10 protein-coding genes are annotated in these 13,224 nt (G+C 55.7%); 8 read left to right on the top strand and 2 right to left on the bottom strand.

Annotated elements, in window-relative coordinates:
- Window positions 1-113: 113 nt before the first annotated feature.
- Window positions 114-1,283, top strand: coding sequence for a C40 family peptidase (locus C7445_RS01785; protein ID WP_134158313.1), 1,170 nt, complete (start codon window positions 114-116; stop codon window positions 1,281-1,283).
- Window positions 1,284-1,381: 98 nt separating this feature from the next.
- Here the strand turns inward: C7445_RS01785 and C7445_RS01780 are convergent, their stop codons facing one another.
- A complete protein-coding gene (locus C7445_RS01780; protein WP_134158312.1) occupies window positions 1,382-2,593 on the bottom strand; it encodes a glycosyltransferase family 2 protein in 1,212 nt (403 codons plus the stop codon).
- A gap of 186 nt (window positions 2,594-2,779) precedes the next feature.
- Here C7445_RS01780 and C7445_RS01775 point away from each other — a divergent pair, with 186 nt between their 5' ends.
- The 4 genes from C7445_RS01775 (at window position 2,780) to C7445_RS01760 (ending at window position 8,488) form a co-directional block, all read left to right on the top strand.
- Entirely contained in the window at window positions 2,780-4,873 is a 2,094-nt protein-coding gene (locus tag C7445_RS01775) for a peptidoglycan D,D-transpeptidase FtsI family protein (protein WP_134158311.1), read from the top strand.
- 35 nt (window positions 4,874-4,908) lie between these two features.
- Complete coding sequence (ltaE, locus tag C7445_RS01770; RefSeq protein ID WP_134158310.1) at window positions 4,909-5,958, top strand: low-specificity L-threonine aldolase; 1,050 nt, start codon at window positions 4,909-4,911, stop codon at window positions 5,956-5,958.
- Window positions 5,959-6,127: 169 nt separating this feature from the next.
- On the top strand, window positions 6,128-6,775 hold the full coding sequence (locus tag C7445_RS01765; RefSeq protein ID WP_134158309.1) for an HlyD family secretion protein: 648 nt from the start codon (window positions 6,128-6,130) through the stop codon (window positions 6,773-6,775).
- A gap of 12 nt (window positions 6,776-6,787) precedes the next feature.
- Complete coding sequence (locus tag C7445_RS01760; RefSeq protein ID WP_134158308.1) at window positions 6,788-8,488, top strand: DHA2 family efflux MFS transporter permease subunit; 1,701 nt, start codon at window positions 6,788-6,790, stop codon at window positions 8,486-8,488.
- 200 nt (window positions 8,489-8,688) lie between these two features.
- On the opposite strand, the gene C7445_RS01755 is transcribed toward C7445_RS01760, so the two are convergent.
- Window positions 8,689-9,225, bottom strand: coding sequence for a precorrin-2 dehydrogenase/sirohydrochlorin ferrochelatase family protein (locus C7445_RS01755; protein ID WP_166668943.1), 537 nt, complete (start codon window positions 9,223-9,225; stop codon window positions 8,689-8,691).
- A gap of 82 nt (window positions 9,226-9,307) precedes the next feature.
- Here C7445_RS01755 and C7445_RS01750 point away from each other — a divergent pair, with 82 nt between their 5' ends.
- From C7445_RS01750 to cobA, 3 genes are read left to right on the top strand one after another with little or no spacing between them, the layout of a single operon-like run.
- A complete protein-coding gene (locus C7445_RS01750; RefSeq protein ID WP_134158306.1) occupies window positions 9,308-10,012 on the top strand; it encodes a phosphoadenylyl-sulfate reductase in 705 nt (234 codons plus the stop codon).
- Between the two features lie 37 nt (window positions 10,013-10,049).
- Complete coding sequence (locus tag C7445_RS01745) at window positions 10,050-11,738, top strand: NADPH-dependent assimilatory sulfite reductase hemoprotein subunit (protein WP_134158305.1); 1,689 nt, start codon at window positions 10,050-10,052, stop codon at window positions 11,736-11,738.
- Window positions 11,739-11,764: 26 nt separating this feature from the next.
- Window positions 11,765-13,219, top strand: coding sequence for a uroporphyrinogen-III C-methyltransferase (gene cobA, locus C7445_RS01740; protein ID WP_134158304.1), 1,455 nt, complete (start codon window positions 11,765-11,767; stop codon window positions 13,217-13,219).
- The last annotated feature ends 5 nt before the right edge of the window (window positions 13,220-13,224 follow it).

The raw sequence follows: 13,224 nt of genomic DNA, 5'->3' as shown, positions 1-13,224 counted from the left end.
AGGATTTTTGAATAACTTGTCGAATTAGGCTAGAAACGCAGTTTTGTTGTTGGAATTGCGCCGGTGACGGCCGTCATAGAATTCTATCACCATGTTGGCAGTGAGGAGCGAATATGCAGAATAAGTCAAAATGGATGTTGGGTGTCTCTGCAATTGTTGCGTTGTCGTTTGCGTTGTTTCCGAGGGCTGCATATGCGAATTCACTGGCTGAAGATCAGCAAAAGCTGTCGCAGTTGCAAAGTGAAAAGAGCAGCGTGGAACAACAGGTTCAGTCGGACGCAGTCAAGGAATTAGCCCTTAAAAATGCCATCGCCACCTTTGATAATTCGATACATACCGTAGAATTGCAGATTGAGACGAATCATGCGCGCATGGCATCGTTGCGGGCGCAGGAGCATCAACTGGGTATTCAGTTGGCGCAGAATCAACAAGAGCTGGAAACGGATCAAAATGAGCTCGCCCAGATCGTCCGCAGTGAATACGAGGATGGCAATGTTTCATACTTAGAGGTTCTATTTAATGCCACGAGTTTTACGGACTTTCTCTCTCGCCTCTATGATTTATCTGTCGTATCGAAGACCCAGAATCAAGTTGTGCAGTCTGTAAAGACCCTTCAGCAAGCCATCGTTCAGAAACAAGACGAAGTCAAAGCCTCAGAAAATCAAGTTGCGCAGGTTGAGGCTCAGTTACAGGCCTTGCAGGCGACAGACGAGGCTCTCAAAGGTGAGAAGCAGCGCAATTTAGCCGTCGTTGAGGCTGACATCCAAAGTGGGAAGAAACAGCAGGGGCTTCTCGAGAGTCAAATTCAGTTGACCCAGTCGGATATTCAGGCAATTCAGGCTGCAACGCAGGCTGCTGAGCAGCAGGAGAGCAACCCTCAATATGTTCAGCAGCAACAGGCAGCATTGGTACCAGCGGATCCGAACTCCATTATTGGCTATGCGGAGCAGTTTCTCGGTACGCCGTATGTGTGGGGAGGGACATCGCCCAGCGGATTCGACTGCTCAGGATTTACACAATACGTGTTTGCTCATTTTGGCGTCTATATCAGCCGCACTTCGGAAGAACAATTTGCGGCCGGTGTGCCTGTGAGTCAAAACGATCTGCAGCCGGGTGATTTGGTCTTCTTTAGCACGTATGCGCCAGGAGCGTCTCACGTCGGTATTTATATTGGCAATGGGCTGATGATTGACTCTCAGGACATGGGCGTGTCCATCGACAGCGTGTTCAATTCCTACTGGGGACCCAAGTACATCGGAGCTCGTCGTTACATCACGCATTGATTTTTCGCGATACCATGCAAAACAAGGTGTGCCGCTTGGGGCGCACCTTGTTTTGCATAATAGGCGATGCTGTGACGAGGCGGGCTCTTCGTATGGGGTCACAGGCCCCGGCGGAGTTCGCGCAGCGTGTAGAATGTGTCGCGCCACATCAGACCGCCTCGGCGAACGGCCAGAACTGCGGATCGGATAAACGCATAGCTGTAAAGAAGCATTCCGACAGGCAAAATGAGAAACTGGTGCTTCGGCAGCTTTAAAAAGGCCGCATGCAATTCGTACAGGATGCACATGAGGAGCAACGCATAGCCATACAACAGACGGTACCAACCAGGTCCTACAACCGCCCCGACAAACGGCACGCTGTATAACGCCATCATCAAGACCATGCTCAGACAGAGCAACAGCGCCGAATAGCGAAAGGCTGGAAGCGGCGCTTTTTCCATTCCCACTATCATCGACGATAAATCTGGGTACCATTCAATCTCAATACATTGTTGCGCGACGACAAACCGTTGCCGGAAGCCGTGTTGTTTGATTTGCTTGCCGAGATACAAATCGTCGTCAGGGCGCAACGCAATTGCCTGGTGCGTGCCACTCTCCTCATATGCGCGGCGTGCAACCAGGTTGAATGCTCCAATTCCCGCATGCGCCCGTGCGCGCCTGCGATACGCGCTCTGTGGGCGCTTGAAGAGAACGTAGTTGAAGATGTACATGGCGGTCAGCATGCGCAGCCAGTAGCCCGTAGCAATCAAGCGCGGGGCGACGGTCAAATGCTGAAGCTTGTGCGTATGTACATACTGCATGGCGCGTTCGATGGCATCTGGATAGAAATACACATCTGCATCCGCGAACAAGAGCCAATCGCCACTGGCCTGTCTCGATCCGACATATAGCGCATGGTTCTTGCCGAGCCACCCGCGCGGCAGTTCCATAATGTGGACAGGCACTACGTTTTCCGCCAGCGCGGCCTGGTGATCAATTTCTGCTCCTGTCCCGTCGCTGGATCGATCATCGACCAAAATGATCTCCATATTCGGATAGGTCTGTGCCGTCAGCGATTCGACCGTTTGCCGAATTCGCTCGGCTTCATCCCGAGCCGCCACGATCACGCTGACTTTGCCAAGGTCGTGCTTCGCCGTCCAACGCTCTTCGTCAGTACCCCGCACTTGTTTGAGGCGCGGCGTGCGGACCAAGTCAGGTATGGTACGCAAGAAGATAAAGGTCCAAACGGCTGCCACCACGGCGGGAATCACAGCGTGCCAGTGCAGTGTCTGGAGGATGGATAGCCAGGTCTGTGCATAATCTGAAAACATAGACCAGTCCCCTTCATTCCCCGTCTGTCTGTTTTCATTTATGGTAATCTAGTCGTTAGGCGTCGACAAGAAAGTGGGATGTGTTGCTCTGTCAGTCTTATTATATGTCCAAGTGCACCTCTGTTGCTCGGCTTTGCTGTCCATAGTTGCGCGAGATGATACATTATTCAGCGTTGGGGTTGTGCAATGAGAAAATGGAAGGATAAACAAGAACAGCTGACGGACGAAGAGAAGCGGCGCCGGCGCCGCGCGTTTCGAACGAACGTGGTCTACGGGATCGTGTTTTTGTCATTCACATCGCTCGTGCTACGTGCAGGGTACGTACAAGTCGCGAAAGGACAATCGTTCCGCCAGGCGGAATTGACGACACAAATGGCGAGAATCCCCATATTGCCACAGCGCGGCTGGATCTACGATGCCAATGGGCAGGTGCTCGCATGGGACAAACCCACGATGAGCATCGTGCTCAATCGCTATTCCACCGTCAGTGACGCGACGTACCATCAGGTGGCGCGCGTGTTGGCACCTGTGTTACAAACGACGGCGGCGAACCTGTATCAAACGATGAACAGCGACACGGGTACGATTCAGGTGACGCTCGCGAACAACGTGACCGACGCGCAGGTTGCGTTTGTCGTGGAGCACCAGTCGCAGCTTCCTGGCGTACAGGTCATTCAGGAATATCAGCGGCAGTACCCGAATGGCGATCTCGCTGGTCAGGTTCTCGGCTATGTAGGTGCGATCACGGCGGAAAACGTGAATCAGTACAAAGGATATCTATATAGCCAAAAGGTCGGCGAAACAGGTATCGAGCAGGAGTATGAATCGATTTTACAGGGCAAGCCTGGCTACGAATTGGTTGCTATCAACAGCGCTGGAAATGCCATTGGCAGCGTCGGGGAAATTGCACCACAAGACGGCGACAACATTCAATTGACCCTTGATGGCCATGAACAAGCAGAAGCGCAAATGATCATGCAAAACATGATCAATAGCAACAGCAATAAGAACAATGTCGAGAATGCGGCCGCCGTGATGCTGAATGTGAAAACGGGCGGCGTGATTGCGATGGTCAGCTATCCGTACCTGGACCCGAATTGGTATACGACCGGTACGCTTGGTCAACATGCGAATTACTTGAGCACCTCCGGCGCTCAGATGAACAATGCTATCGGGATGTACAATTATCCGGGATCGACGGTGAAGCCGGCCAATCTCATCACAGCCCTGAAGGCTGGCGTGGTCAAGCCGAATACCATCATCGAAGACGATGGCTATATCTACATTGGTACGTCCCGGAAAAATGAAGACGAAGGTTTTGCTTTTGGCGGTGTCAATCCGATTGAGGCCATCACCGTATCCAGTGACGTGTTCTTTTATCAAGTGGGTCTATGGCTGGGTCAATGGTTTGGCAGCAGCACGTCGAGCGGCGGCGGCTATCCTCCGACTGCTGGCAGCTTCCAAAACTATCTCAACACCGACTTCGCAAAAGGTATCAATCAACTGTTTCAGGGTGAGGTCGACTTTGGGCTCGGCTATCCGACAGGCGTAGACTTGCCATATGAAGCAGCTGGACGGTTCTATGTCGAGGACTATACACAGGGAAATAGTCAAGTGCCGTACAACCTGAAGGCAAGTGAGGCTTCGGTGGCGAAGACCGGGAAGTATGTCAACTACGGATCGCCAGCCAGCTTGGCAGACGCCGCCATCGGCCAGTCGCAGCAGTTCACGCCCATGCAGCTTGCGGAGTACGCGATGACGTTGGCGGATCAGGGGCTGCGCTTGAAGCCGCATTTGCTCGAAAACGTCTTTACGGAAAACGGCACGCCGAGTTCTGGGGCGAAGCCATTGCAGTCGGTAAAACCGCAAGTTCAGGGGAAAGTGCAGGCGGCCAGTTGGCAGTGGAACTTGGTTAAGCAGGGCATGTATGGTGTGACGTCCAACCCAAGTGGAACAGCGTATTCTGCATTTGCTGGTGCACCATACCAGGTGGCCGGAAAGACGGGCACGGCGCAGATTTATCTGGGCGGTAAGCCGACCGACAACTCGGTGTTTATATGCTATGCGCCACTCGATGATCCGCAAGTCGCCATTGCCGTGATGGCTCCAGGCGGTGGTTATGGCGCTCAGTTTTCAGCCGTCATCGCTCGGCAGATGCTCGATGCTTACTTCAATGAACACCACGAACCGTTCATGCCAAAGAGCGGCTGGACGAGTACGGCGATCCCAGCAAATTGGAAATCTTCGTCGGCTTACACGTTGCCGGAGCAGAGTCACTGATCAAGGGAACAAGATCAATACGGAGTGATGTGAGGATGGGAAAGCGAATCGATTTGCGGAGCGACACGGTGACACAGCCTACCGAGCAGATGCGCCGGCTCATGGCCAAGGCCGAGGTGGGCGATGACGTATACGGAGAAGACCCGACGGTTCGCAGGCTGGAAGAATTGGCCGCAGACATATTCGGAAAGGAAGCGGCCCTGTTTGTCACAAGTGGCACACAAGGCAACCAGGTCGCCATTGCCGCATGGGCGGAACGCGGTGATGAGGTCATTGTCGAGGCCGAATCGCACGTATTTTACTATGAGGTCGCAGGGATCAGCGTGATCGCAGGGGCGCAGGCACGGCCCATCGCCGGACGCATGGGGGCCATGGATCCGGAGGAGGTGCGCAGGGCCATCCGTCCCCGCGACATTCATCAACCTAGGACAGGACTCATCTGCGTCGAGAACACGCATAATCGGGCAGGAGGCACGGTGTTGCCAATCGAGATTCTGCAGGCGACGGCGAGCGTTGCGCGCGAGGCAGGGGTGCCGCTGCATATGGATGGTGCGCGTATCTGGAACGCGGTTGTCGCGTCCGGAATTGATGAACGAACGTGGGCCAGCCACGTCGATTCGTTGCAGTTCTGTTTGTCCAAAGGGTTGGGCGCACCTGTTGGGTCGGTTGTGGTCGGTTCGTGGAGCATGATCGATCGCGCTCGGGTCTGGCGAAAGCGCCTTGGCGGTGGGTTGCGGCAGGCGGGTGTATTGGCTGCACCTTGCATCTGGGCTTTGACGAATATGGTGGAACGCCTGGCGGAAGATCATGCGAATGCGAAGTTGTTGGCGGAGCGACTCGCCAATATGCAAGGGATCGCGGTCAAGTTGGATACAGTTCAAACGAATATTGTCCTTGCTGAGCTCACCGATGCGCACACGACGGCCGATGCGTTCATTGCGGAGCTCGCCAAAAACGGCGTGTTGGCTACCGCTTTCGGCCCTCGCACCGTACGCTTTGTGACGCACAAAGACGTCAGTCAAGCCGAGGTCGAGACGGCGGTCGACAGAATCCACGAGACAATCAAGGAGTTTGGCGCAGCCTGACGGCAGCAACTGCTGCTTTTGGCCGGTGCTACACAACAAACCCACGGCGATTCGCCGTGGGTTTTGCATTCCATATTGTTCTAGAGCGAATTCGTTTTAGCGGCCGATCAATTTTCGTATCGTTTGGACACCCTAGCCTTGAGAGCATGGAAACGAGGAGGCATCTTGGGTGAACGCGAAGCGATTGCTTTTAATCCAAGTCATCATCATCGTGGTCGTCGTCGCCGCTGGTTTCGTCGGGTACTACTTTTATCACCAATCCACCCAGTACCTGCGCACCGACGATGCCCAAGTAACGGGCCAACAGATCGTCATTGCGGCGCCAGCCAGCGGTCAGTTGTCGTCGTGGAATGGTACAGAAGGCACACAGTTTGCCACGGGCGACGTGATCGGAACGATTTCGGTGCCATCTGGTACGCGTACCGCGACAGTGAACATCACGGCGCCACAGACGTCGACCATTGTGCAGAACTCGGCGGTGGATCGGGAGTTTGTCGCGGCGGGCACGCCGCTTGCTTACGCGTACAATCTGAACAACCTGTGGGTCACCGCTAACATCAAGGAGACACAGATCAATGATGTCCACGTGGGGCAGGCGGTCGATGTGTATGTCGACGCTTATCCGGGAACATCGTTCTCTGGTGTGGTCCAGCAAATCGGTTTAGCTACCGCTTCGACGTTTTCGCTGCTCCCGCAGACGAACACAAACGCAAATTTCACCAAGGTGACACAGGTCATTCCGGTGACGATCCGCTTGCAGACGTACACTGGGCAGTTGGCGCCAGGCATGAGTGCGACCGTGCGCATTCATAAGTGAGGAGGGGCAGCCGTGAGTGTGGAGAACGACGCCCCAAAGCAGGTCGCCGCACCGAAGGCCCCAGGGCCAGGCGGCCCGACAGGCGAGCCGATTGCACACAAAGCCCCGATTCTCATTTCGTTGATTTTGGGGGCGTTTGCCGCAATCCTTAACCAAACTTTGCTAAACGTCGCAGTGCCTAAACTCATGACAGAGTTCAACGTCTCGGCGAGCACCATTCAATGGCTGTCGACAGGCTACATGTTGACCAATGGTATCGTCATTCCCCTGACCGCGTTTCTGATTGGCACCTTCACGACGAGGCAGCTGTTTCTCGGGGCCATGTTCTGCTTTGGCATCGGCACGCTCTTTTGTGCTGCGGCCCCGGATTTTCCGGTCATGCTGATTGGCCGTATCGTTCAGGCAGCGGGTGCCGGTATCATGATGCCGTTGATGATGACGGTGATTTTGAACCTGTATCCACCGGAAACACGAGGCAAGGCGATGGGCACGATCGGGATCGCCATGTTTTTTGCCCCGGCCGTCGGTCCCACGTTGTCCGGGTGGATCATTCAACAATTTTCCTGGCGCGTTCTGTTCTACATTGTGATTCCGGTCGCCGTGATCGACATCATCGTGGCGTCTATTTTTCTCAAGAACGTGACCGAGCGAACGTTTCCAAAGTTCGAAGGCGTCAGTTTCGTCGCGTCGACAATCGGACTTGGGGCTCTGCTCTACGGCTTTAGCGAAGCGGGGAACAAAGGGTGGCACGCAGGCGAGGTGCTTGGCAGCATCGCCGTCGGGGTCGTATTTCTGATTGTCTTCGTGGCCCGGGAGTTGACATCGGATCATCCGCTTCTTAACCTTCGCGTCTTTCGCTACCCTGGCTTTTCGATCGCGGCAGGTGTCAGCTGCGTGGTCAACATGGCGATGTTTGGCGGCGCGCTGCTCACGCCGATGTACGTGCAAAACATTCGTGGCTACTCGGCGCTCGATTCGGGCCTGATCCTGCTGCCCGGAGCCATCCTTATGGGCGTGATGTCGCCTATATCGGGTGCCCTCCTCGACAAAATTGGCATTCGGCCACTAGCGATCATCGGCCTTATCATCACGGTGATCACGACGTGGGACTTAGGGCACTTGACGTCGGATACGCCGCTGCGCCACATTATGTGGGTTTACACCATTCGCATGTTTGGCATGGGATTTATCATGATGACCATCATGACATCCGGTCTCAATCATTTGCCGCGGCAGTTCAACAGCCACGGCACCGCAGCGGCGAATACCGTGCGAACCATCGCCGGGTCACTCGGCACATCACTCCTGATTACCGTGATGACGGATCGTTCGAACATGCATTATAACCAATTGGTCAACAGTGTTCTCACCACGAATCCGCAGCTGTCGGCGACCATGTCCGAGTTGACAGCCATGTTGGCACGCATGATGTCGCAGCCTTTGGCGGTCGCGCACGAGATTGTGACGTATCTTATGTATGGACAAGCACAGATCGTTGCGTCTGTTCAAGGTGTCGACGACGCCTATTTGGTCGCAGCCGGCATTTCGCTCTTTGCGCTGATCTTGTCGCTCTTTTTACGCAATGCCAAGCGGCTGGCTCCAGCGACCCAACAGGGCCAGCCGGCGGATGATGGGGAGCAGCGGGCTCTTGCGAACAGCCGTACGCGTCGCGCGGTCGTGGTGCGGCGCACGCTCACGCCGCGCCCCGAATAGCGCAATATCCAGCCATCATGTGCACATGAAGGGGCGTCGCACCGACCTCGATGGGCGGTCAGACGCCCCTTGTTTGCGTTGTCAGATGGCAATGGGTCAGGCGAGATCGATCACGTAAGCCCAACAGCGCCAGTTTCGGATGCCATCGAGTCAAGAGGTGTGAACAGCCAGCCAGACCTGTACATACGATGTCGGGACGATCAACGTGAAAGCGAGTCGGGCAAGGACCGTAGCATGGACACAAAGCGGTTGCCGCCGTCTTCCATATCGGCCGCAAGCGCCAGGCGCAACGCCTTGGCGGTCGCAGGCGAGGAGCCGCCTGTGGAAATGGCCACTTGTACAGAGCCGCAGGCGACGACACTCGGCAAGAAAAAGTCACTTTCCGCTTGGCTGTCTGCCATGTTGCAAAGGATGCCCTGTTTCCGGGCGTCGCGTCCTATCGCAGCATTCACGTCGCGGCTGTCCGTTGCCGCGATGACCAGTTTGCTGTCGGTCACGTGCGATGGATCATAGCGGGCGGGGATATACGCAATGTCGCCGCATTCATGCATGGCTGCCAGTTCGGGACACAGTTCTGGACTTACGACCACGACGTGCGCACCGCAGCTCAGGAGCGTCGTCGCCCGCCGCAGCGCGATCTGTCCGCCGCCCACCACGAGGCATTTGGCCTGCGTAACTTTCAGCCACACTGGATATAGCACAACCATCTCTCCTTTGCCGATCCGCTCCGATTTCACGTTGACTTTCTCGTTATACAAGTTTACAGTTACACTAGGATTAATTCCAGATATGTTTATCGGAATATGAGGTGAAAGGCGCATGTCCACGACCGAGAAGGAACTTGGTTGGATTGAACGGCTTGCTGATGAATTTGAAGAAGCGAGTCCAGAGAAAATCATAGAAGAGGCGCTCAAGCGTGTGCCCAATCTCACGTTTGCGTGCTCGTTTGGTGCGGAGGATATGGTCCTTCTGGATATGCTGATGAACATCGATCCAGAGGCGAACGTGTTCTACCTCGATACGAACGTGCTCTTCCAAGAGACATATGACCTGCGCGATCGCGCCATTGAAAAGTACGGAATCCCCAATCTGCGGCAAGTATTGCCGGCGCTCACACTGGAACAACAGGAGGAACAGTACGGGGAAGCCCTTTGGGGGCGCGATCCGAACCAGTGCTGCAACATTCGCAAGGTGCAGCCCTTGACCAATGTGTTGAAAGAGTACGACGGCTGGATTACCGGCATTCGCCGCGAGCAAGCGCCGACACGCGCGAACGCCAAGGTGTTCGAGTGGGACGGCAAATTCAATCTGATTAAGGTCAACCCACTTGTTCGTTGGACAGAAGGGCAGGTTTGGCGCTACATCAAGCAACATGAGGTACCATACAATCCGTTGCACGATCAAAACTATCCAAGCATCGGTTGCCTCCACTGCACGCGTCCGGTTAAGCCAGGAGAAGATCCGCGCAGCGGCCGTTGGGCAGGCTTCAACAAGACCGAGTGCGGTTTGCATCCGAGCGCGTGATACCCGAGTTGAGTCGAAAGTGAGGCGAGGTCGCAGCGTGGAGCAGGAACGGAAGCTTTCAAAAATTGAGCATATCAAACGCGATAGTCGTTTTTTGCGCGGTTCCATCCAAGAAGCGCTGGAGGACGGCTCCAGCCACTTCAGCGAAGAGAATATCCAGGTATTGAAATTCCATGGTACCTATCAGCAAGATGACCGCGACTTGCGCAAGCAATTGACCAAAGAGGGCAAAGAGCGTCATTACACGATGATGATCCGCGCTCGGATCCCGGGCGGTGTCCTGAACGCAGATCAATATCTGCAATTTGACAGGCTCTCTGACGAGTATGGCAACGGCACGATGCGCATTACCACGCGGCAGACGTTCCAGTTGCATGGCGTGCTCAAGGGGAACCTGAAAGCCACGATTCGCGCCATTAACGATGTGCTGATCACAACGCTTGGCGGGTGCGGTGACCAGGTTCGCAACACGGTTGGATGTGCCTTCCCTCACGAAGGGCCATTTTACGATGCTGTGCGTCGAGATATCCTGGCGTTGGTCGATTCGGTATCGGCCAAGACCAATGCCTATCACGAAATTTGGCTCGATGGTGAACGGGTCGATCCCGAAGTCGATCGCGAGCGCGAGACCCTTTACGGCGAAACGTATTTGCCGCGTAAGTTCAAGATTGCCTTTGCGTATGAAGGCGATAACTGCGCCGATATTTACTCCAATGATATCGGCCTCATCGCACATCGAAATGGCGATCAAGTTGCCGGCTATACGCTTGTCATCGGTGGGGGCATGGGTCGCACCGCAAGCGACAAGCAAACGGCGCCGCATTTGGCAAAACCGTTTTGTTTTGTGACACCGGATAAGCTTATCGATGTGTGCCGCACTGTGATTTCCATTCAACGCGATTTTGGCAATCGTGAAAATCGGAAATTTGCGCGAATGAAGTACCTTGTACTGGAACGTGGCATTCCTTGGTTCCGCGGGGAGGCGGAAAAGCGGCTTGGCTATCCCCTTGACGAACCACGTGAACTCGTGTGGCACTCGGCGGACGATCACCTGGGCGAGATGGTACAAGGTGATAAGGTGCACCTGGGATTGTTCATCGAAAATGGCCGCATTGCTGACAAGCCCGGCATGGCGCTCAAATCTGTCTTGCGGGAGATTATGATGGCGTACCGGCCCGGTGTCCGCTTGACGACGCAGCAAAACTTGATATTGACGGACCTCACGCGTGAACAGGCGACTGAAGTTACTGCGAAACTTGAGGAAGCGGGCGTGAAGTTGGCTTCGTCGTATACGCCTGTGAAGGTGCGTTCGATGGCCTGCCCGGCGTTGCCGACTTGCGGTTTGGCCATTGCAGAGTCGGAACGTGTGTTGCCTGGCGTCATCGCTGACTTCGAAAAGGCATTGCAGGAGCTTGGATTGCAGGATGAGCCCATCACGGTGCGCATGACAGGTTGCGCGAACGGCTGTGCGCGGCCATATATTGCGGAAATTGGGTTTGTCGGCCGCGTGATCGGCAAGTATGACATTTTGCTTGGTGCCAACCTCGTCGGGACGCGCACGAACCGCGTGTTCCGCGAAATGGTGCCGCTTGCCGAACTTGTGCCGACACTGTATCCACTGCTCCAGGCGTACCGCGATGAGCGCAAGCCGGCCGAAACATTTGGCGATTATTGTGAACGTGTCGGAATTGAGCAATTGCAGGATCGGTTTGTCCCTGTTTCATAACATGTCGTGAGCGGAGGTGCGCGGTGATGGCAGCGGGGAAAGTTGCGCTGGTCGGTGCCGGGCCAGGTCATCCGGGGCTCCTTACGGAGCGCGGCAGGCAGGTGCTCGGTGAGGCGGACGCCATTGTTTTTGACCGGCTCGTCTCGCCGCGCATTCTGGCCTATGCCCGGCCTGATGCGGCATTGATGTATGCGGGCAAGGAAGCAAAATGCCACACATTGCCTCAACAGGAGATTGAAGATCTGCTGATTCAGCTCGCAGAACGCGGGCTGTTTGTCGTTCGGCTCAAGGGCGGCGATCCTTTTGTCTTCGGCCGCGGTGCGGAAGAAGCGATGCGGCTCGAGGAGCGAGGCATCGCTTGGGAAGTCGTCCCCGGCATTTCATCCGCTGTGGCTGTGCCGGCCTTTGCGGGCATTCCGGTGACGTTACGCAATGCGGCACCCGGATTTGCCGTCGTCACAGGCCACCGTGCCGACGGTACGTTCGGAGATGTCCGCGGCGCCGCGAATGTACATGGTACTTTGGTCATTCTGATGGGGGTCGGTCAGCTCGCGGCGCTGACGGATGAGATCATCGCTGTGGGCCGTTCGCCCAATACGCCGGCAGCTGCGATTGAATGGGGGACGCGATCGCGCCAGCGTTCGGTGACGGGGACTTTGGCTAGCCTCCCTGCGCTTGCGCGCCGGGTGGCGCTTTCGTCGCCAGCCGTGATCGTCGTTGGTGATGTGGTGCAGTCACAGGAGCGACTGCACTGGTTCGAGCGTCTGCCGCGTTTTGGCCAGCGCATCCTTGTCGTTGCGGGTACGAATGCGGAAGCCCTGGCGGTCGCCGAACAACTCGAAAGCGAAGGCGCGGAGACGTGCGTGACTACGCTTGAGCAACGCTGGCGTCCAGAACGAGAACAAGTGGAAGCAGTCGCTGTGGCCGCCGCGAATGGGAGTGCGGTCGGGATTCTCTTTCGAACGTCACTCGTTGTGAGTGCCTTTTGGCAGGCGCTTCAAGCATCGCAAACCGATTTTCGCCGTCTTTCACGTGTGCGTTTTGCCGCGCTCGATGAAGCGGTGGCGGCACAGCTGCGACGTTGCGGGATCGAGCCGGACTTCACAAGTTTGGGCGAAATTGCGCGTGCGAACGTCGATGCCTGGTGGGTGGAAGACCTGCCTTATTCGTCTGTGCGTGCGGAACTCCGTGCGGCTGTGGAGGCCTTTGGCGGACCAGTCAGGACGTTTGTCGGGTTGAAGGAGCCCTTTTTTGATGGAAGTATGGAACCTTCGACGCTTCGTCACACGTGGACCGATGTGCTTGCTGGCTGGGTACGCGAAGGGCATCCCGACGCCGTCCATATCGTGGGCGATCCCAACGCGCTTGCACCGCTCTACACGGACTTGCTTGGAGATGTCCCTGTCATGACACGTACGCTACAGGTGAATGCTCGCCCCGGCAATCGTTTGCCTTACGCCTTGGCGTCAGAGTGGAGGTAAGACCG

The sequence above is a fragment of the Alicyclobacillus sacchari genome, from assembly GCF_004366795.1.
Taxonomy (GTDB): domain Bacteria; phylum Bacillota; class Bacilli; order Alicyclobacillales; family Alicyclobacillaceae; genus Alicyclobacillus; species Alicyclobacillus sacchari.
This window is presented reverse-complemented; position numbering and strand designations above follow the sequence as displayed.